This window comes from Bacillus sp. N5-665, assembly GCF_022637375.2.
GTDB lineage: Bacteria > Bacillota > Bacilli > Bacillales > Bacillaceae_G > Bacillus_A > Bacillus_A wiedmannii.
The window spans coordinates 3,887,380-3,906,374 of sequence record NZ_CP093325.1; the positions used below are offsets into that span (position 1 = coordinate 3,887,380).

Sequence of the window (18,995 nt, forward strand, 5' to 3'; positions counted from 1 at the left end):
CTATATTCAATGAAGCAAATAAGAAATCCTGTATTATAAAAAGAAAAAGGACGCTTTCTAAAAAGCGCCCTTGTTTACATAATAAAATTATTTCGTTATAATTTCTTTCTAAACTCTTCATCTGTTATAGCATCTTGAATAAAATAATCTATATTATTTCTCAGCTTTTGGTATGCAACTTGATCTTCTATATCGTTAAACATAATTACAACTTCTACCTTATTCCCCTTCTTATCTGTAGTATACAAACTTTTTGTCAATACGAATGCGGTAGAGCCACCTTTTTGACCAGCAAATTCTAACTTACTATTATTAACTGTTCCTTTGAAAATATTCTCAATTTCTTCTTGCATTGATTTTGGAAAATAATTTCTACTATTTATCTTTTTCATTATACTCATATAATCTTTAGCGTTGGCACTCACTAATCGATCTGACCAAATTCGCTGAAATTCCATATCTACCTTTAATGGAATATCCCGTTTTTTCCATTCTTCTTCATCTTTCATCCATTCATGAATTTGTAATACATGTTTATTATACTCATCCTTTGACATGTTACGTATCATTTCTAATGATTGATTTTCTGGCTCATGAAGCTCTTTTTCTACATACCCTCTCATATATAGTGCAGCAGTATACGAAGAGAATTTGTCATGACTAGTAAGCTCTAATTCTTTTATACTTTCATTTACCCTTTCTATTCCAAGCTTATCTAACAAATATGTTGTATTTGCATTAGAACTATAATGAATCATCCGATACGATAAACTTAACTAAATCTATACAATTCAATCAAATTCACACAAGTTAGTGCTTCATCGTGTTCTCGCAACCCCGAAGGGACGAGGGGTATAACACTCCACACGAGGCAGTATCGTTACCTCCTATTATCAAGCATTTATTTTACCCATCTTGATAAATTTATCGAAGCATTTACATCCCTATCGTGATGGCTATTGCATCCAACACAACACCACTCACGTATTTTTAAACTCCACTGTCCTTCTGGTTGAACTGAATGGTCGTATTTTACTCCGCAACATGAACAAATCTTGCTTGAGGCGAACCATTTATCAGCTTTTACATACTCAATGCCATACTTCTCGCACTTGTATGACAAACATTGAAAGAAGAAGTTTAATTTTTGAAATGAAAATGCTTTCGATAGTTTTTTGTTTTTTAACAGGTTTGAGATAGGTAAGTCTTCCACAACAATCCTCATTGGTTTGGTTTTCACCAATTTAGCTGTTGCTTGATGGATATGGTTATTTCGGATATTCGTAATTTTCCTAGATAACCGCAGGTGCTCAGTTTTAGCTTTTTCATATCCGGCAGATTGAATTTTTACACCTTTTTTAAATCTCCTAGACATATCTCTTTGTGCTGACTTTTTCCTTTTCAAAAGCTTTTTAACCTTCGCATCTTTGTTTATATTTCGTTCTTTCGTACCATTAGAAGCTACAAACAGCTCTTTTAAACCAACATCCACACCAACCGACTCATTGGTTAGTTCTTGGGATTCAAAATCTTCTTGGAACCCTACACTAATCCACCAGTGACGACCGTCAAATGTAACTCTTGGATTGGATGGTTTTTTGTTTCTTGGTAGTTGTTGGCTTGTTTTCACTTCTCCAATAGACTGAATATGAACTACTTTCTTTCCTATAATCAGTCTTTCATAATTGGCATAAAATCCTTGAATTAAATCTTTTTTGGATTTATAAGAAGTGTGATAACCATTTTTGTACTTTTTGAACGAATGTTTCCTCGCCGTATCAAAATCCTTTGAAGCCTGTTTGGGAACTTGTGCATTGATGTCATTTAACCACTCATATCGCTTTCGCTTCTTGATCTTTGTAAATCGTTTCTGTAAAGCTAACTGTGAAACAGATTTTCCAAATAGCTTATAGTATCTATCACTCATTCTTTTACAATAGTTATAAGCAAATCTTGCAGCACCAGCATGGTTTCTAAGCACTTTTTCTTGTTCAGGCGTTGGAATTAGTCTGACTTTCTTCGCCAATATCATCAGAATTTAACTCCTTTAATGAAAGATTTGTTCTTCTGAATAGTAGCGTGTTCCACCAGCATTCTCCTTAGACTACTCGGATGCAAACCTGTTAATTCTGATACTTGACTAACTCGTGAAAATTTCATTATTATTCTCACCTCATTGAAAAAATAGCACGTACGTTCGATGTTTTCGATGAAGTTTGATAGATTCAATAAAATTTATCTTGTTCAACTAAGGGCGCAATTCCTTAGCCAGTTCTCTTATGAACTTCTCATGTTTTCACATGAGCGCAGACTATATGTTTATCTACTTAAAGATAGAGGATTTTTCCACCACCATAGGCTTGTGATGTACTCTCGTCAGTTATACGAGATAGTCGTTGAACGTTCATCTTATCCATTTTGACTTAGATGATTCGAGGCGGAAGACCCATTGTTCTAGTGTTTAGGATTTAACCTTGCACCATCTGATTGATTTTTTCTGCTTTCGCGACATTCACGCTCACCATTTCTAGCCACGCTGTAGTTCAATCAGCTTTAGGGATTGCCCGCAGTTAACCCTCACTACTAGCCAATCACTTGACTAGCAGGGCTTACTGATATATTTAATTAACTTTCGTTATAATTGGTTAAATAAATCGTAACAGTTAGTTACCCTTTTGCAACTTCTTCTAAAGCGATCTGTCCATTTTTCACTAATTCTCTCGCTTTGGCATCTTCTAACCAGTCAGGATGCGCTCCACCATCAGTATTATTAACGTAATATTTTTCTATCTCCTGCAGTGAAATTTGTTCATCACGGCTTATCTTTCCTTCTGACACTTGCTTAGCAAATTCAACTGCTATGACGATTTTTGCCGTACTCGCTAATGGCAATTTTACATTTTCATTTATAGATGTTAATACTTCCCCATTTTTTCTAATTAGTAATGAACATGTTTTATCATCTTTATGTTCTTTTATGTACTTTAATACGTAATCAGGATCTTCTTTTGACAAATAGTACTTCATAATAACAAAGAAAGCTATAACGGCTACTATAATGACTCCTGCAACAATTCCTATAATCTTTAATATGTTCACAATATGCCCCCTCTAGAAATTCCCTTCTATATAATAATTATAACGAATTGAATTACAAAATTAAACAAAACAGAGTAACTCTTCCTAAAATAGAAAGAGTTACTCTATTTCACATGATGTTATGTGTCCATTTAACGTAACGATTATATTTGAGTCGTGACTTTCTTTAATGCTATTTAGTCGATTTGAGTTAGGAGGACCAATTACAACTGACTCCTTAATTGGCGAAAGGTCCTTTCCTAATTTTTCTGCACTTACACCGTATGCAGCTTGAAATACTTCTGGCGGAGTTAATCTAAGTATGTCTGATCCTTCTGCTGTTTCAAACTGATCGTTATTGAAGAACAAATGTAATTGTACTTCTTCTGTTATCGCTGTAATCCAATGCCACCATCCCATTGGAATAAAGACAGTTTGCCCCGCTTTTACATGATAATTTTGCAATTGATTCGTTTCCGGATTTAAAATGGATGTAACTGCTTCTCCTGATACTACAACATCTAATTCCCACGCATTCGGATGCCAATGTGGTTCCCGCATGTGCCCTTTTGTCATAAATAAATCGACAAACGCTCCACCGATCATTGCTGGTAACTGCGTTGACGTAACTTCATAGGCAACGTTTTTCTCATCTCTTTTAAAAAAGATGTTTTTTCTCGAATCAAAGAAAAGGTTTGGAGTTCCTGAACTTTTCTTTAAATTTTTATTATCTGGAACATAACCTGAACTACTCATTTTATCCCTCTTTTCCACTCCGAACATTTCTAGTTTCACACTGTATCGTATGGAAAAAATGTATGAATGTGCCTATCATTCACATAACAAAAAAACATGCCTTCATAAGGAGAGCATGTTTTGTGATATTCTTCACATTATTTAGTTAAAAAATAAATTTTTTACTTACCATGATGTAACATTAAATCACTAAGTTCTTCTTCAATGTGATTTAATTTCGCAACGCCTTCTTTCCATTTATGAATATAACGTGAAACCCCAACGAAAAATAAAATGATAATTGTGGAAAGAATAATACCATACACGATTGTTACAGTACTCATAGTTACACTTCCTTATAATTAGTAATGTGGTTATTAGTTATATTTTTATTATAAACCTTTTTCTCTTAAAATACTTCGATTTCAACTTTTTGTAACAAAATTGATTTTTCTAATATTTCATTCGTAAAAATGGCATATTTTTCACAAATTATACAAAACTTCACCATATGTACTATTACCATATGAGTTATATTATTTAATAGGAAAAAGGGGATGATATACTATGACGACTTGGTTTATTGTTATGTTAGTTGTATTTGGAGCATTTAAAATTATCGTTTCGAGCCTTCCTAACACTGTTATTGAATCCATTATTAGCAAGTACGAAACACATCCGCAACTTGAAGAAGAGAATGCGACTGTTACAATCAATGGAAATAACTTAGAAGGCGAACAAAAATACAAAATTATTCATGATTTTAACGAAGGTTTATTTTTAGATCGCTATTACGCACCACCACACAATGAGGGCACGCCTTTAATTATCAATGCAAAACGTGGTAAAAAAGATTTTATCTTTTTTATTTATAGTCATGAAGAGCATGTTGATGTTGTAAAGCAACATAAAAAGAAGGTAGTTGCTTATAGTTTACGCTCTAAAAACCTTCAAAATAATGATATGTTCGTGTCAGCTGATTTAGCTTAATACTCATATATTAGAAAAAGGAATCCATGGAATATGGATTCCTTTTTACTATTCACTGAAAAATAAGCTCTGTCTTCAAACTATCTTTCGGTAACAGCCATCCTTTTTGTTCTAAACTCTTCATTAATAATTCTCTTTGTTTTGTTGCAATACTTTCCTCATTTGTTTTAAACGATACTTCTATTACGAAATCATCTTCTATTTTCCCTGTATTACTTAGTGGCCAAACTTCAATATTCGTTTTTATATTTTCAAACTCCCCTGTATACCGTTTCATTAATACAGGACCGTAAATACGAGAATTTTTGAGCATTTCTTCTCCCCAATTCGTATACAACCATTTGTTCATTTTCCCTGGCAACTTTTCTATTAACATGTTTTGAGCAGCTCGTTCTTTTGGTAAATCAAGTACTCCATATCCTTTAGCACTGTAGCTTTTCTTATTTGAAATACTTAACGTTTTCTTCTCAAATCCCCAATCTATTTCTGCCTCATAGTTATCAGTTTTACTATCAAATCCATCCTTTTTAGCCACTTCTAGTGCATCTTGAATTACACCATTTTGAATGGGATATCTTTTTTTATATGTTAGCTCAAAATCTTTACTAAATTCTTTCTTTCGAATTCTCGCAAACCAACCTTCATTACTTAAATTTTTATTTGCCGTATCTAAAAATTGCACTTGTATTCTTTCATAATTTGTACCAGCCTTGAAATATTCTAGTACCTCTTGATTTATCTCTTTGTTATAACCTAATACTTGTTCTGGTTTTAATAATAATTTCACTTCAAAACTAGGTGTCATCGGACTGGCAGCAAACCCTTCCTTAACGTTATAAAGGAAACAACAAAAGAAAATGCTTACGAATACAAATACTTTTTTCATATACCTATCCCCTTTACATTTTAAATGACTTCTATACGTTCCATAGTTAGTGAATACACATTTTCATATCCTGCTATGCTAAGCTTTTTCTGTAATCGATCCGTATCCTCTTTCAAAGCGTGTACTAACACCGTATGTTCTGGTAATAATGTATTTAACATCTCTTTCACATCTCTTATACTTTGATGAACTTTATATGGAACTCGCTTCACCCTACATTCTTTACCTGCACGTTCTTTCAAAACTTTGTCTGCAAAACTCCCTTTAGCAATATGTCCAGTAAATATAATGGAATGTCGTTCTTCATATCGCAGTTGTTCATAATATAACTGCGCTCGTTTCGTTTGCATATTCGCATCACTCATTATAACTATTCCATAACTATTTTGCGTACCAAAGTCATGATCCATAACGATTATGTTTCTTTTTAAACTCTCCATAAGCCCTTCAAGTTCTTCATTATTTTTGATCCAATCTTTATATACGAACATCTCTTGGAATCCATCCAAAATTTCTTGATCTACTATAATGGGAAGTTCTTTATATTTTTCATATAAATACAATACGATATCTTGCGCCCTACCAAGCGGTGGCAATGGCAATAATGCTATTCCTTTCTTTTGCGCAACTCGTTCAATTTCTGTACACAGTTCATTTATTCGTTCATGTTGCGAAACATCATCAGTATGATAAGCGGCATCTACGATTGCGACTTTTATATCGCCACGCAACTTCTCAGGTAAATTAGCTCGTAGTATGTTAGACTCTGCTGAATAATCGCCAGAATAAAATACATATGTATGACTCATGTCCACTAAAAACCAAACAGCCCCCAATACATGCCCACTATACCCCCATTGAAATCGTAATGTAGGAGTAATCTGTATCCATTCATTCGGATTACTAATCTCATCAATACAAACATAATTTAAACCTTTAACATTTTGGTCGTTATAAGGTACATTCCATCCTTGCGTCGAATTGTAATTTCTCCATTTTTCGTAATAAGCGGGAAGTTGCTCCTTCGTATAACGAGTCGTCCAAATTTTTTTCTTATATCCATACTTCGCTAATAAAGGTAAGCCCATCGTATGATCTTCATGAATATGTGATAAAAATACTGCATCTAAAAACGGTACAACTTCCCTATCTATTTTTGGATAACTATCCTCATATGATCGATTAATACCACAATCAAATACTATTTTCGTCTCTTTATTTTTTACGAAGTAGCAGGAGCGACCGTATTCTCCCGCTCCTCCCCATACTTCTATCCTCATCATGCGACCCCTTTTCGTTTTTGCTCCATATGTTGCAGAAGTAATAAACATATTGTTGTAAGTCCAACTGAAACGACAGCCATTGCCATGCCAATAGATACTTCTCCTTGTTCAAATTGAGCAAAAATAAATGTTGCTGACGTTTCTACTGATGGAGGCAGTACGAGAAGGGATGCTACTAACTCTCTTATCGAGATTGTAAATGTCATCGCCCACCCAGCAAGAATTCCCGGGATAATAAGAGGTAATATTATTTTTCTAAAAATATAAATATAATTTCCAGAAAAAATACTTCCTGCCTGTACTAGAGAATCATCAATTTGCACGAGCGATGCTTTTACATATTGCACCGTATAAGGTAAAAAAAGAACAACGTACGTTACGATAACCATGACTGGCGTATTGTAAATTGACATGGGCATAAAGGGTGAATTCCAAAATAAAATAAGCCCTACAACCATCACGATTCCTGGTACCATATTCGGTAACATACCGCACATATCAAGCCATTTTTCAGAAGAGTTTTTCCCCTTTCGAATCATAAGCGCCAAAAACACTCCAATAGTAGCAGCAATAATCGCTGTTATAAGTGAAAAAAGAAAACTGTTCCATAAAGCCTCTAATCCTGGAGATCCAATTGTAAACAATGCTTCATAATGGCTCGTTGTAAAGTTGTTTATATGTAAGCCACCGCCTCTTAATTTTGATAATGAAGCAATCAGTATAGAAAAATACGGGATTCCAATTGATACGATTAATAAACCAATTACATAGCCCCATGCTACAATGCGTGTAAATATAGACAAAGTATACCTTTTAGACTTCACACCTTTTCCACTAACCATTGCATATGAATACTTTCGATTCAATACATTTTGCATATACCAAATGAGCATACACGCACTAAGTAATAAAGAAGATAATGCTGTTGCACTACTAAAATCAATCGGCCAACTCGAAATAAATTTATGAATCTCTGATGTTAACACATGAAATCCTATTCTTCGTCCGAATGTAGCCGGTGTTCCAAATTCAGCAATCGTCTTTACGAAAATAAGTAAAGCACCCATTACATAACTTGATACTAATAATGGTAATATTATTTTTCGTAAACGATAGAAAAAGCTCCCACCATGAACCGCTGCAGCCTCTTCTTTACTACTTCCAATTTGAAGTAACGTGTTTTTCAACATAAAGTAAAGAAATGGGAATAAATGCAGACTCATAATTAAAACCATACCTCCTAAACTAAAAAACGAAGATGAAATCGTCTTTAGCATCGGGAAAAACTGTTCGAAATATCCGTTCGGTTGCATGAACAAAATCCAGCCCATCGATCCAATATACGGCGGAGTCATAAATGGAATCATAAAAATAATATCCAATTTACTATACTTTCCAACATCTGTTTTGCTCATAATAAACGCCAATGGAAATGCAAATACGGTTGCTTCTATTACTACGAGTACACCTAGAAGCATCGAGTTTAGAAAAATCCCGGCTAATCCACCACTCTGCATCACTTCAAAAGGCTTTAAAAAATTCCAACTACTATTTTCATATACACTAGAAAATAAAATGAGAAAAAGCGGAATGACGATTAACATCGCCACAAGTAATAACGCTACCGTCATTCCAACTTGTCTTACTGATATGAATCGATTTACCATGTAATCACCATCTTATTGAAATACTTTCTTAAATTGTTTTCCTATTTCATCTTGTTCTTTCTCAACTGTTTTCCAATCAATATTTAATACCGGAATCTCTTCTACATTTGGTCTATTTTCAGCTTTTATATCTGTTCTGCCTGGTAATAAATACGCTTTAGAAACTTGTTTTTGCACATCATCTGATAATAAATAATCAATAAACTCTTTTGCACCCTCTACATTTTTACTATCCTTCATAATACCTGCTGCACGTGGGCTAATAACTGTTCCGCTTTTTGGATAGACAATATCAACCGGTTCGCCCTTTGCTTTTGCACTGTACGTCATATAATCAACACCAGCAATGACCATATCTTTTGCACCGGTTACAACTGGATCTAACGCTTCTTGATTTGCCCCCGCAACTGTAACTTCATTTTTCTTAAGCTGTTCAAATAAATTCCATCCATCTTTTCCATTCTTTTTCACATATCCTGTCACAAAGTCTAATGCTGAACCTGATAGTGCTGGATCCGGAAGATTCACTTTTCCTTTCCATTCCCCTTTTGTTATATCGCTCCAATCTTCAGGCGCTGTCTTCACATTTTTTGTGTTATACACAATTCCTAATGCTGAAGCACTATATCCAAAATAATGTCCTTTATCATCTGACCATTCAGAACGAAGCTTATCAGCTTGTTTCGCTTCTTTATAAGCTAACGTTTGCCCATCCTTTTTTAATCCTTCCATCGCTGGTAAAGATGCAAGTACGACTACGTCAACGACTGGATTTTTCTTTTCAGCTTCCATTCTCGCTAAAATCTTACCTGTTGTTCCTTGAAACATTTCTACTTTTATACCTGTTTTCTTTTCAAAGTCCTTTTGTATTTTTTCTGCTAATCCTTTTGGCCCCGCACTATATACAACAATTTTCTTTTCATTCGCATTTTTATTTTTGGCATCTGCACTACCTGTCTTTGAACTACACCCTGTTACTACAGCAGAAAATAATAACGTACATACAAATAAAGACTTAAGCGAACTGAATTTCTTCATACGATTCTCCCCCTATATGATGAATACATTTTTTGGGCACATATAACGATACTGGTTTACCGATGCTTAATTTACTATTGTGATAAGCTGTCCATATTCCAAGTGCACCCATGTTTACTTTCATTTCATACCGTTCTCCTACATATGTAACGTGCTGAATTTCACCTGTATACATTTCGCACACTTCATTTTTCGTCCAGCTCACATGCTCTGGACGAATCATTTGTTTACCCTCTACAAGCCAATTTGCCTTACCAACAAATTTTGCAACAAATTCATGAGATGGCTTCACATAGATGTCTTCTGGTGTTCCTTTTTGTAATACTTCTCCTTGTTTCATGACAATAATTTGATCTGACATTGACATTGCTTCTGTTTGATCGTGCGTGACATACAAGGCCGTTAAACCGATCGAATGAACGATATCCATAAGCTCTAATCGCATTTCTTCTCGCAAAATTGCATCGAGTGCACTCAGCGGTTCATCAAACAAAATAAAATGCGGTTTTGTTACAATCGCTCTAGCAAATGCGACACGTTGCTGCTGTCCACCAGAGAGTTCATGCGGATACCTTTTCTCCATCCCTTGCAGGCGAACTCGCTTTATTGCATCTTCTACTTTTTCCCGTAATTGATTCGTTTGCTTTGTAGCCCTTAAACCAAATGCAACATTTTCAAATACTGTCATATGCGGCCATAAAGCAAAATCTTGAAATACCATACCGATATTACGTTCATGAGGAGATGTTTTTATTTTTTTCGCACCAGAATACATGCACTTATCTCCAAAATATATTTCACCTTTATCTGGCTCTTCAAGTCCTGCAATCATTCTAAGTAAAGTCGTTTTTCCGCATCCCGAAGGCCCTAAAAGTGTAGTGAATTCACCTTGTTTCATGACAATTTGTAACGGTTTTAACGCCTGTGTTTTTCCAAACTTCTTTTCTAATCCATAAATTTTAATATCCATCGTTTCACCTCTTTCCCCTCACTCTTAACCTGCTTTCATTCTATCTGGAAGATTTATACTGAATGTTAATGTACTGTAAAGATTAAATTAAAAAACTTCTAATAAACTATTTATTTCTATAGATTTTTTCTATAGTTAGAAGAAAAAGGAGCACCTTGCCATGAATCTCTTAAAATTAGAAATTGTAGTGCTTATTAAGAAATATAAAAAACTTACACTTGTTGCAGAAAAACTTGGTGTTAAACAACCTACTATTACATTCCATATAAAAAGCTTAGAAGAGGAACTCGGTGTGCCTTTATTTGAATTACGTTCTGGAAGATATTTCTTAACAGAGGCTGGTGAGGCACTGCATCATTATGCTTGTAAAATAGATGCACTTATGAAAGAAGCTAGGCGGGTCACACAAGAGTTTAAAGATTTTCATAAAGGTGCTATAACAATTGGCGCTAGTTATGTACCAGCGACTTATCTTTTACCAGAAATTATTCACCAATTTCAATACGAATTCCCAAATATAAAAATAACAATTATGGTAAAAACAGCTCCTGAAATTCGAGTAATGCTACAAAATCATGAAATTGATCTCGGGGTAATTTCTGCGGCACCGTTTGATGAATCAATTTTAAAAGAAACAAAAATAATACCTGATACACTTGTTCTTGCTTTCTCCAAAGAACATCATTTCTCAAAAAAAGAAAATGTATCATTACAAGATATTGAAAAAGAACGTATACTATTGCATCGTAACCCATCTACAACGAGAGATTTACTTACGCAATGGATGTTAGAACATAACATTACGTTCCAATCTGAAATTGAATTAGATTCATTAGAAACGATGAAACAAATTTTAAAATATGGTAATGGAGTTGCTTTTATTTCTAAACTCGCTATTGAACAAGAAGTACACCGAAATGAACTATGCTACATGCCCATCCCTGGATTTGAATTTCAACGTAACATTTATACGATTCATCATGAGGACAGGTGGAATTCTAAAATTATTTCTTTTTTACTACATAGCATCACTTCTTATGCAGCAAAAAATTAAAAGGCCGTCGTTATACACGACAGCCTTTTAAACTATTACTCTATTTATTTTTCTTTGCTTCAATTTTTTCTTGTGCCTCTTCAGCCTTATCTAATGCTTCTGAAACTTTCTTCTCTTTTTCTTTTACATCATCTATACTGTCGACAGCTTTAATGAGTTTATCGATTCCTTCTTCTTCTACTTTTCTCCGTTTTGCCACTCTTTCATTTACTTTCTTTTCCACATCTTTTGCTTTTTGAAGCATATCCTCTGCATTTGATGTTACAGCTTTTTCAAGTGCATCGTCTTTTTTCTTTTGTAGCACTTCATTTGCAATATCTTTCGTTTCTAAATACTTACCATCTTTTAATGCTGTCGCACCACGATCCAATAACTGAGCGACTTCTTTATATGCTTTCGCTTCATTTCCTGTTTTCTCTTTTTCCGCTTTTTCAAACCACATAATCGCATCACTATATTTTTCATTTTTCAATGATTGCATACCTGTTTCAATATACGTGTCATAATTACTGCATCCAGCCATTACGACTAATAGAAAAAGCATAACAAAACTTAATTTTTTCATGATGTTTTCTCCTTTTCTTTGCCTGCTCACTATACTGTAACATACATGAAAAAGAGTTTCAAAAACTAAAATACTAATTTGGTCATTTTTATAATGATAAGTCAAATTTTTATTATTTTCTTATTTTTAAGCTGATACATCTACTTGTTTTTTCGCCATATGTTGCTTTACTCCAACTAATACAACTAACAATAAACCTCCGCCTATCGTCATCATAACAATGCTAGTTGGCAACATATCTAATAATAATCCATATACAATCATACCGAGTGGTGCGATTGCAGTAGCAATTGTTTCAAGTAGGCCAAACACACGCCCTAAGTAGCTCGGATCTGTCGTTTTTTGCATATGTACTTGCATCGGAATATTTACAATCATAATTGCTATACCCGTTAACATCATAAAAGCAATATAGTAAATAAAACTTGCCCCTTTTGAAATGGTAACTACCAATGGGAAGACTGTACATAAACTTAAACCCGCAAACAAAAACAGCCCAGTATAAATAGAACGAAACGGATTATTCACTTCTTTACGCACCGATAAAGCAATCGCACCCATTAGCATCCCGACTGCTAACATTCCCTCTACAGTACCGAGTTGCTTTGAAGATAGATGCAATGTATGGACGATAATGTATGGAAGTGCAACGGTTAGCCCACACGCAAAAAAGTTTACCCACAATGCTATTTTCATTAAACCATATATTTCATGCTGGCGTTTTACATATAAAAAACCTTCTTTTATACTCGTCAAGAAACGCTCTTTACTCTCAGCCACTTCTTTTTTATATAAATCAAATACAATAAATAATTGCAAAATAACCGCTAAAAAGAACGTAATACTATTTAACAAAAAGAACGACTTAATGGAAAAGAAGCCAAATACAACTCCACCAATAATCGGCCCTAAAATATTTGATAAAGAAGCTGCCGTTTGATTTAAAGCACTCGCTTTTTGAATACGCCCCGCATCTACTAAATTAGGAATAGACGAAGTTAATGCAACAGAATAAAAACTTGCACAAATTGATAATAATGCCGCTGAAATATAGATAAAAAGAAGTGACGGTCCAAATATAGTAGCAAGAATAAACATAATAAGCATCGTTAAACTACTTAATAAATCAGTGCCAATGACAAGCCATTTTCGATTCACACGATCAGCTACAGCACCCGCAATCGGACCACAAATCATCCTTGGAAGTGATCCACAAACAAGCGTAATAGCAAACCCCATCCCTGAACCAGTTGTCTTTAATACGTATAATCCCATGGCAAACGTATAAATACCCGCCCCTAACAAGGACGTCATTTTTCCAATCATCATTAAAATAATATTTCTCGTTGCAACTTTCATTCTTGCATCATGTTGTCCTATACTTATATCTCCCATAATGACTCTCTCCCCTTAAAAGTTAAATTGTGTTAAACTTATTATATAATCAACTTTCCAATTTTTACAACAAAAAGTTAAATACAATTTAACTTTTTAATGATAAAGGAGCAATAATATGGCAACTCTCGGCGAAAAAATTAAGGCATTACGAAAAGAAAAAAAACTTACACAAACAGAGCTGGCAGGTTCGGAACTGACAAAAAGTATGCTTAGTCAAATTGAAAATGGAAAAGCTACACCTTCCATGAAAACATTACAATATATTGCTGAAAAACTTGAATGTGAAACGAGCTTTTTATTAGAGGAAGACGATGATGAAATTGTAGAACTCATTACAAAAATGGAGCAACTCATAAAGGAAAATAAATGTGATGAAGTATATGAAACTCTACTACCGATTGTTCAAAAAGAGCTACCTTCTACTATAAATACGGCTCGTTTATATAAACAATTTGTAACCGCTGCGGCGATTATGAAAGATTACAACATTGAATCTTACGTAGAAAAAGCTGTTTCTATTTTTGAAAAATATAAGTTATACCGTGACAGTACGGAAACAAAATTAAAATTATCTTTTGCGATATTCACACGTAAAGAATATGCTGAATGTTTACAACTTATAGCTAGTATTAGAAATGATTATGAAGAGAAACATTTAGAAATGGATCTCATTATACATATCGAGTTATGTTTATATGAAGCCATCATCTTACTAGCATGTGGCGATTATGAAAAATGTGAAAAAACGATATTAGAAGCACTCGCGTTTTCAAAAAAGCATCAAGTGTATTTTAAAACAGATGAATTTTACCGTATTTTATCTTACCAAAAAGTCATTACAGCTGATAAAGAGCAATATTTATATTACATAAAAAAATCCGAGCAATTTGCCATTTTTACAGAAGATACTCTATCCATTGCGATTATTGATATTTTAAAAGCTTACTACTACAACACAATTACTAATGAATATACAATTGCATTAGAACATCTAGAACAATTTCGAGAAAAACTAAAAGATGAACCAATTTTTCAAGACGATGGATTGTATTATCTTGAAACAGGAAAAGCTTTATACGGATTAAAACGTTACGAGGAAGCTTTACAAGCATTGCAACGTGGTATTATACCGGATTATATGAACCATCCACTTGATCAAGCGTGGCTTACAACAGCAGGTGCATATCGTGCACTTTGTTACGTCAAACTGAATGATAAAAAAAGAGCTCTTGAAGAAGCAACAAAAGCAAATGCAATAATACAATCGTATCCTGATTCTATCTTCTCTTCATTTATTAAAGAAACATTACAAATAATACAAAAACTTTAAAAATGTCTCAAAATGGTATATTATTCCTCTTTTTCAGCAAAGATAATAATGATGGGAGGAATATAAATGAATATTCAACGTGCAAAAGAGCTTTCTGTGTCATCAGAACAAGCGAATGTCAGTTTTCAAGGCATGCCTGTTACAATTCAACACGTCGATGAAAACAACGAAACCGCCCGCATATATGAAGTAAAAAATCCAGGACGCGAATTAACTGTTCCAGTTAATAGCTTAGAGGAAATATAAAAAATGCCACTTCGATTTTGAAGTGGCATTTTTCTTCCTTTAGATTGCTTATTATAAATTTCTTGTATCTTCTCTTTTACAGGAGCTAAAAAAATAAGAATTTTCTACTTCTTTTCTTTTTGTGACCTGCTAAAATACATACTATGGATTAATCATTCACACTATACATTAAGGGGGAAAAATAATGGCATCTAATTTAGAAAAAAACAAGTCTTATTATGCAGTTATATTCACTTCTAATTTATCAAATAATACAACAGATTATAGTAACGTTGCCGACAAAATGGAGGAACTTGCAAAGCAGCAACCTGGATTTCTAGGTGTAGAAAGTGCGCGAGATCATTCAGGACTTGGAATCACAATTTCTTATTGGGAATCTCTTGCGGCAATTGAAAATTGGAAACAGAACGCCTTACATAAAGAAGCGAAAAAAAGAGGTCTTGAGCAATGGTATGAAAACTTCCACCTGCGTATCTGCCTTGTTGAAAAAGAATTTAAGTTTCATAGAGGTACTTTATAACTATGAAGAAAAAATTAGCTCTCGTTGCTGTTCATGAAATATATGGTGTGAACGACCATATGCATCACGTTACCCACCACTTCACTTCATCTCAAATAGATGTATTCTGTCCTAATCTTCTACAATCACAACACGCATTTCATTATAGTGATGAAGAAAAAGCATATGAACATTTTGTAAATCATGTTGGATTTGATGATGGGAAATACCAAATTGAAGAATTCATCAATACTCTTTCAAGTAATTATACACATATTGGACTTATCGGCTTTAGCGTTGGAGCTACCATCTCATGGCTATGTAGTAACAATCCGAAAATAGATTTTATTATCGGATGTTACGGTTCTCGTATACGCGACTATGTTCACATAAAACCTACATGCGCTACATTACTTATATTCCCTGAAAAAGAATCTAGTTTTTCAGTATCCTCTTTAATCCAAACATTGCAGCGACAAAAGAATCCTTTATTAGAAATAAAACAACTACACGGTGAACATGGATTTCTAAATCCGTACTCCGAAAAATATAACGAGCACTCTACAAAGCAGGCATACAATGTAATAGATTCATTTCTTGTAAAAAACAAGCTTATAACGGAGATCTAAATGACACTTACATTACTCTTACTTTTTTTCATATTCATTGCATTTATATTAGCGCTAACTATCATTTTTATAACCGTAAAAAAAGGGGAGTTTTTCAAACGCCCCCACTTACAATCTATTATCGTCTGCATTTTATTTTTTACAAATTGGATCTTATATGTAACAACTTTTTATGGTTTACTTCCTGAGAAAGTTAGTGAATTCATATTCCTGCCCATTTGGTTTTTTCTTTGTATTTTAGGTTGTATCGTTTTCTGTCGCGAATGGAGAAACAATCGTGTGTTCTCAATATGTATCGGTTTTCTTTCTTTTATTAGTTTTCTATTTGGGTTATTGTTATTAGTGCTTTCGGGGATGTAATAGAAAAGGAAGAAAAGCCGACAATCAACTTTTCTTCCTTCTATGTTTACCTTTAGCTTTCACTGTCACTGATTCACAAGGTGTATAATATATTTGAGGTGTCGCCTTATCAACAAACATCATAAACGTGACGAAGCCGATAATAAATAAAATAAACAACGTTAACAAAATTGCTCCTATCGTTAAAAGTATCATAACACCACCCCTATATCTTTCATGTTATTACACCTTTCGCTATTATATGAGCGTAATCCTTTTTAGAAAAAGAAACGTAACAAAATAATCACAATCACTCCCGTTAATACTGTTCCTAATAAACTACGAGTATATATCGCTACAAGAAATGTTGGGATTGCTGCGATAAGGTAATCCCACTGCATCGTCTCATGCATAAATAATACTTGAGCTAAAAGTGCTGCTAATATCGCAATTGGTATGTAATTTAACCATTTTAAACCCCAGTCTGGAATTTGTAGTTTGCTAAATACGAGTAGAGGTAAAATCCGTGGCACGAGTGTGACAGCTCCAGCTACTAGTAAAAGTAATAGTACGTCTAATCTCATTTCCATTTTTCAATCACAACTCCAATCGTCGCAGCTAGTAATGTTGCGATAATAACCGCTATACTATCTGGCATAAATAAGTGTGAAACGTATGCAATCATAATCGCTACAATTGCAACAGTAAGATGAATTGCTAGTTTCGGTTTACTACTTATGAGCTGAAGGACAAATAATCCGATAAACATTGCTGGTAATGCATAATCCATCCCGTACGTATGTGGATCTGGTATCCACTCACCAAACAGCCCGCCAATAATAGTAGCAAGAATCCAATTTAAATATGCTGTTACATTTAAGCCCATCATCCACCTGTCGCCTACATATCCTTTTTGCGCTGCATGCTGTACTGCCACGCCGAACGTTTCATCTGTAATTTGAGAACCGATAAATACGTTTTTTAATAGCGGAAGTTTCGTAAAGTATGGTGCAAGGGCAGCACTCATTAGAAGGTGGCGTAAATTAACAAAAAAGACGGTGAAAATGATTGCTGAAGCAGGAGCACCGGCTGCATACATACCAGCTAATATAAATTGGGCAGAACCTGCATAAATTAAAGTGGACATAAATGCAATTTCAATGATGGAGAAACCTGCTGTTTTTGCAATTACACCAGCTGCTATACCGATGCTCAAATAACCAAATACAGTTGGTAAACAATCTTTTACTCCTTGCTGAAATGTATCATCGCTCTGCAAAGCTACATGGGCCTGAGCTTTACTCATCCGTATCATCCTCCATTCTTTCCATCGTTCGTTTTCCTGTTACGACATGAACTAAATCTATATTTTCACGCCACAACGTATCTAACTTATCAGCCCCAAACTCCTTCGTAATTTCTTCGACCATAATATCGTGCCGCACATACTCTGTAGCAACGAGAACTAGTGCTGGGTCATACGTTGTAACGGCCCATGAAGTGCTATCATTTGAGAAGTTCGCAATTAATACTTCCTCTCCATCACGAGCAATAACAGTTAAATGACCACCCATTCTCTTTTCAACAACGTGGGGCGTCATATAATTATGGTGAAACGTCGCGCCTATTTTTGTATTTGGAGCGCCAAATAAGATTGAAAATATATGTACACCTTCCTCTTCCTTTTGACGAATATATGGCTCAATTTCATGCACTTGATCTTCCCAAACAGAAATCCATAGCTCTTCCTTCGCCCTATTAATTATATTGCATATTTCTTTTACAACACGATTATTTGAGCGAATATGCGAAATTACATCTATTTGTCGCTCTTGTTCTAAACAATTTAATTTTCGGTCTAAAAATTCAAAGGACTTTTCAAAATCTTTTCGCATTCGATCCATTAACTCCGTAGCTGGTACTGGTACATATTTCACTGGTTCAGTAGGAACGATATGCACCGCTCCTTTATCCATCAATTTACCGAGTACTTCATAAATCATCGAACGCGGTACCCCTGTTTGCTTACTCACTTCATACCCGGTTACTGGGGAATGTTTTAATAGTCCAATATACGCTTTACATTCATATTGGGAAAAACCTAACTTTTGTAATTCCTTTATTATTTCATCCATCAGCAATCCCTCACATTCTATATAACTCTCATCTCAAAACGATGTATTTATATTAGTAGTTATTAGTATACCTACTAATATAAAAAAACAGACCCGTAAAGTCAATTGATAATTCTGAAATTTAATCCAAAAATAAAAAGCCTTCTTATGAAA

22 protein-coding genes and 2 pseudogenes are annotated in these 18,995 nt (G+C 34.3%); 7 read left to right on the forward strand and 17 right to left on the reverse strand.

Annotation, left to right across the window (positions count from 1 at the left end; all coding sequences use genetic code 11):
* Positions 1–95: 95 nt before the first annotated feature.
* The 6 genes and pseudogenes from MNO09_RS22440 to MNO09_RS22465 all read right to left on the reverse strand — a co-directional run.
* Positions 96–758: pseudogene (locus MNO09_RS22440) on the reverse strand (serine hydrolase); the annotation flags it as partial.
* A gap of 143 nt (positions 759–901) precedes the next feature.
* Positions 902–2,032, reverse strand: a complete 1,131-nt coding sequence (locus tag MNO09_RS22445) for an RNA-guided endonuclease InsQ/TnpB family protein (protein WP_088107013.1) — start codon at positions 2,030–2,032, stop codon at positions 902–904.
* A gap of 638 nt (positions 2,033–2,670) precedes the next feature.
* Positions 2,671–3,099: pseudogene (locus tag MNO09_RS22450) on the reverse strand (serine hydrolase); the annotation flags it as partial.
* Positions 3,100–3,198: 99 nt separating this feature from the next.
* Positions 3,199–3,834, reverse strand: a complete 636-nt coding sequence (locus MNO09_RS22455) for a cupin domain-containing protein (RefSeq protein ID WP_070168651.1) — start codon at positions 3,832–3,834, stop codon at positions 3,199–3,201.
* A gap of 161 nt (positions 3,835–3,995) precedes the next feature.
* The gene (locus MNO09_RS22460; protein ID WP_000109005.1) at positions 3,996–4,157 is read right to left on the reverse strand and encodes a hypothetical protein; all 162 of its coding nucleotides are present in this window, start codon (positions 4,155–4,157) and stop codon (positions 3,996–3,998) included.
* Between the two features lie 65 nt (positions 4,158–4,222).
* Entirely contained in the window at positions 4,223–4,339 is a 117-nt protein-coding gene (locus MNO09_RS22465) for a hypothetical protein (protein ID WP_002011946.1), read from the reverse strand.
* A gap of 41 nt (positions 4,340–4,380) precedes the next feature.
* Between MNO09_RS22465 and MNO09_RS22470 the strand changes: the two genes are divergently transcribed.
* The gene (locus tag MNO09_RS22470) at positions 4,381–4,803 is read left to right on the forward strand and encodes a YfmQ family protein (RefSeq protein WP_000214598.1); all 423 of its coding nucleotides are present in this window, start codon (positions 4,381–4,383) and stop codon (positions 4,801–4,803) included.
* A gap of 52 nt (positions 4,804–4,855) precedes the next feature.
* Here the strand turns inward: MNO09_RS22470 and MNO09_RS22475 are convergent, their stop codons facing one another.
* Genes MNO09_RS22475 through MNO09_RS22495 form a run of 5 tightly spaced genes read right to left on the reverse strand, consistent with a single transcriptional unit; the run spans position 4,856 to position 10,647 of the window.
* Positions 4,856–5,689, reverse strand: coding sequence for a hypothetical protein (locus MNO09_RS22475; protein ID WP_000755322.1), 834 nt, complete (start codon positions 5,687–5,689; stop codon positions 4,856–4,858).
* 20 nt (positions 5,690–5,709) lie between these two features.
* Entirely contained in the window at positions 5,710–6,972 is a 1,263-nt protein-coding gene (locus MNO09_RS22480) for an MBL fold metallo-hydrolase (protein WP_033657679.1), read from the reverse strand.
* A complete protein-coding gene (locus MNO09_RS22485; protein WP_088107012.1) occupies positions 6,969–8,639 on the reverse strand; it encodes an ABC transporter permease in 1,671 nt (556 codons plus the stop codon). Before MNO09_RS22485 ends, MNO09_RS22480 begins: the two co-directional genes overlap by 4 nt.
* Positions 8,640–8,651: 12 nt before the next feature.
* The gene (locus MNO09_RS22490) at positions 8,652–9,677 is read right to left on the reverse strand and encodes an ABC transporter substrate-binding protein (protein ID WP_000714705.1); all 1,026 of its coding nucleotides are present in this window, start codon (positions 9,675–9,677) and stop codon (positions 8,652–8,654) included.
* Positions 9,655–10,647 (reverse strand): ABC transporter ATP-binding protein, encoded by a 993-nt coding sequence (locus tag MNO09_RS22495; protein WP_000351833.1) that lies wholly within the window; start codon positions 10,645–10,647, stop codon positions 9,655–9,657. The genes MNO09_RS22490 and MNO09_RS22495 overlap by 23 nt, the downstream gene beginning before the upstream one ends.
* Positions 10,648–10,807: 160 nt before the next feature.
* On the opposite strand from MNO09_RS22495, the gene MNO09_RS22500 reads away from it, so the two are divergent.
* Positions 10,808–11,701, forward strand: coding sequence for a LysR substrate-binding domain-containing protein (locus tag MNO09_RS22500; protein ID WP_070168648.1), 894 nt, complete (start codon positions 10,808–10,810; stop codon positions 11,699–11,701).
* A 40-nt stretch (positions 11,702–11,741) separates the two neighbouring features.
* On the opposite strand, the gene MNO09_RS22505 is transcribed toward MNO09_RS22500, so the two are convergent.
* Complete coding sequence (locus tag MNO09_RS22505; protein WP_000736447.1) at positions 11,742–12,266, reverse strand: COG3014 family protein; 525 nt, start codon at positions 12,264–12,266, stop codon at positions 11,742–11,744.
* Positions 12,267–12,392: 126 nt separating this feature from the next.
* Positions 12,393–13,661, reverse strand: coding sequence for an MFS transporter (locus MNO09_RS22510; protein ID WP_098653201.1), 1,269 nt, complete (start codon positions 13,659–13,661; stop codon positions 12,393–12,395).
* 118 nt (positions 13,662–13,779) lie between these two features.
* On the opposite strand from MNO09_RS22510, the gene MNO09_RS22515 reads away from it, so the two are divergent.
* From MNO09_RS22515 to MNO09_RS22535, 5 genes are all read left to right on the forward strand, one after another.
* The gene (locus tag MNO09_RS22515) at positions 13,780–14,994 is read left to right on the forward strand and encodes a helix-turn-helix domain-containing protein (protein WP_088107010.1); all 1,215 of its coding nucleotides are present in this window, start codon (positions 13,780–13,782) and stop codon (positions 14,992–14,994) included.
* A 66-nt stretch (positions 14,995–15,060) separates the two neighbouring features.
* Positions 15,061–15,240 carry an H-type small acid-soluble spore protein gene (locus tag MNO09_RS22520; RefSeq protein WP_016088502.1) on the forward strand — a complete coding sequence of 60 codons (180 nt, stop codon included), beginning with the start codon at positions 15,061–15,063 and terminating at the stop codon, positions 15,238–15,240.
* Between the two features lie 184 nt (positions 15,241–15,424).
* The gene (locus MNO09_RS22525) at positions 15,425–15,760 is read left to right on the forward strand and encodes an antibiotic biosynthesis monooxygenase family protein (RefSeq protein ID WP_088107009.1); all 336 of its coding nucleotides are present in this window, start codon (positions 15,425–15,427) and stop codon (positions 15,758–15,760) included.
* A 2-nt stretch (positions 15,761–15,762) separates the two neighbouring features.
* Positions 15,763–16,368 (forward strand): dienelactone hydrolase family protein, encoded by a 606-nt coding sequence (locus MNO09_RS22530; protein WP_088107008.1) that lies wholly within the window; start codon positions 15,763–15,765, stop codon positions 16,366–16,368.
* Positions 16,369–16,728 carry a hypothetical protein gene (locus MNO09_RS22535; RefSeq protein ID WP_088107007.1) on the forward strand — a complete coding sequence of 120 codons (360 nt, stop codon included), beginning with the start codon at positions 16,369–16,371 and terminating at the stop codon, positions 16,726–16,728.
* Positions 16,729–16,752: 24 nt separating this feature from the next.
* Here the strand turns inward: MNO09_RS22535 and MNO09_RS22540 are convergent, their stop codons facing one another.
* From MNO09_RS22540 to MNO09_RS22555, 4 genes are all read right to left on the reverse strand, one after another.
* A complete protein-coding gene (locus MNO09_RS22540; protein WP_000602248.1) occupies positions 16,753–16,923 on the reverse strand; it encodes a DUF3951 domain-containing protein in 171 nt (56 codons plus the stop codon).
* Positions 16,924–16,985: 62 nt separating this feature from the next.
* Positions 16,986–17,297 (reverse strand): AzlD domain-containing protein, encoded by a 312-nt coding sequence (locus MNO09_RS22545; RefSeq protein WP_088107006.1) that lies wholly within the window; start codon positions 17,295–17,297, stop codon positions 16,986–16,988.
* Positions 17,288–18,013: an AzlC family ABC transporter permease gene (locus tag MNO09_RS22550; RefSeq protein WP_075310279.1), complete on the reverse strand. Its 726-nt coding sequence runs from the start codon at positions 18,011–18,013 to the stop codon at positions 17,288–17,290. The genes MNO09_RS22545 and MNO09_RS22550 overlap by 10 nt, the downstream gene beginning before the upstream one ends.
* Positions 18,006–18,842, reverse strand: coding sequence for a TrmB family transcriptional regulator (locus MNO09_RS22555; protein WP_088107005.1), 837 nt, complete (start codon positions 18,840–18,842; stop codon positions 18,006–18,008). Before MNO09_RS22555 ends, MNO09_RS22550 begins: the two co-directional genes overlap by 8 nt.
* Positions 18,843–18,995 lie beyond the last annotated feature (153 nt).

Bases quoted from the DNA above. Each gene is read 5' to 3' on its own strand.
- MNO09_RS22445 (WP_088107013.1), bottom strand. From the start codon at position 2,032: ATGATATTGGCGAAGAAAGTCAGACTAATTCCAACGCCTGAACAAGAA.
- MNO09_RS22455 (WP_070168651.1), bottom strand. From the start codon at position 3,834: ATGAGTAGTTCAGGTTATGTTCCAGATAATAAAAATTTAAAGAAAAGT.
- MNO09_RS22460 (WP_000109005.1), bottom strand. From the start codon at position 4,157: ATGAGTACTGTAACAATCGTGTATGGTATTATTCTTTCCACAATTATC.
- MNO09_RS22465 (WP_002011946.1), bottom strand. From the start codon at position 4,339: ATGGTAATAGTACATATGGTGAAGTTTTGTATAATTTGTGAAAAATAT.
- MNO09_RS22470 (WP_000214598.1), top strand. From the start codon at position 4,381: ATGACGACTTGGTTTATTGTTATGTTAGTTGTATTTGGAGCATTTAAA.
- MNO09_RS22475 (WP_000755322.1), bottom strand. From the start codon at position 5,689: ATGAAAAAAGTATTTGTATTCGTAAGCATTTTCTTTTGTTGTTTCCTT.
- MNO09_RS22480 (WP_033657679.1), bottom strand. From the start codon at position 6,972: ATGATGAGGATAGAAGTATGGGGAGGAGCGGGAGAATACGGTCGCTCC.
- MNO09_RS22485 (WP_088107012.1), bottom strand. From the start codon at position 8,639: ATGGTAAATCGATTCATATCAGTAAGACAAGTTGGAATGACGGTAGCG.
- MNO09_RS22490 (WP_000714705.1), bottom strand. From the start codon at position 9,677: ATGAAGAAATTCAGTTCGCTTAAGTCTTTATTTGTATGTACGTTATTA.
- MNO09_RS22495 (WP_000351833.1), bottom strand. From the start codon at position 10,647: ATGGATATTAAAATTTATGGATTAGAAAAGAAGTTTGGAAAAACACAG.
- MNO09_RS22500 (WP_070168648.1), top strand. From the start codon at position 10,808: ATGAATCTCTTAAAATTAGAAATTGTAGTGCTTATTAAGAAATATAAA.
- MNO09_RS22505 (WP_000736447.1), bottom strand. From the start codon at position 12,266: ATGAAAAAATTAAGTTTTGTTATGCTTTTTCTATTAGTCGTAATGGCT.
- MNO09_RS22510 (WP_098653201.1), bottom strand. From the start codon at position 13,661: ATGGGAGATATAAGTATAGGACAACATGATGCAAGAATGAAAGTTGCA.
- MNO09_RS22515 (WP_088107010.1), top strand. From the start codon at position 13,780: ATGGCAACTCTCGGCGAAAAAATTAAGGCATTACGAAAAGAAAAAAAA.
- MNO09_RS22520 (WP_016088502.1), top strand. From the start codon at position 15,061: ATGAATATTCAACGTGCAAAAGAGCTTTCTGTGTCATCAGAACAAGCG.
- MNO09_RS22525 (WP_088107009.1), top strand. From the start codon at position 15,425: ATGGCATCTAATTTAGAAAAAAACAAGTCTTATTATGCAGTTATATTC.
- MNO09_RS22530 (WP_088107008.1), top strand. From the start codon at position 15,763: ATGAAGAAAAAATTAGCTCTCGTTGCTGTTCATGAAATATATGGTGTG.
- MNO09_RS22535 (WP_088107007.1), top strand. From the start codon at position 16,369: ATGACACTTACATTACTCTTACTTTTTTTCATATTCATTGCATTTATA.
- MNO09_RS22540 (WP_000602248.1), bottom strand. From the start codon at position 16,923: ATGATACTTTTAACGATAGGAGCAATTTTGTTAACGTTGTTTATTTTA.
- MNO09_RS22545 (WP_088107006.1), bottom strand. From the start codon at position 17,297: ATGGAAATGAGATTAGACGTACTATTACTTTTACTAGTAGCTGGAGCT.
- MNO09_RS22550 (WP_075310279.1), bottom strand. From the start codon at position 18,013: ATGAGTAAAGCTCAGGCCCATGTAGCTTTGCAGAGCGATGATACATTT.
- MNO09_RS22555 (WP_088107005.1), bottom strand. From the start codon at position 18,842: ATGGATGAAATAATAAAGGAATTACAAAAGTTAGGTTTTTCCCAATAT.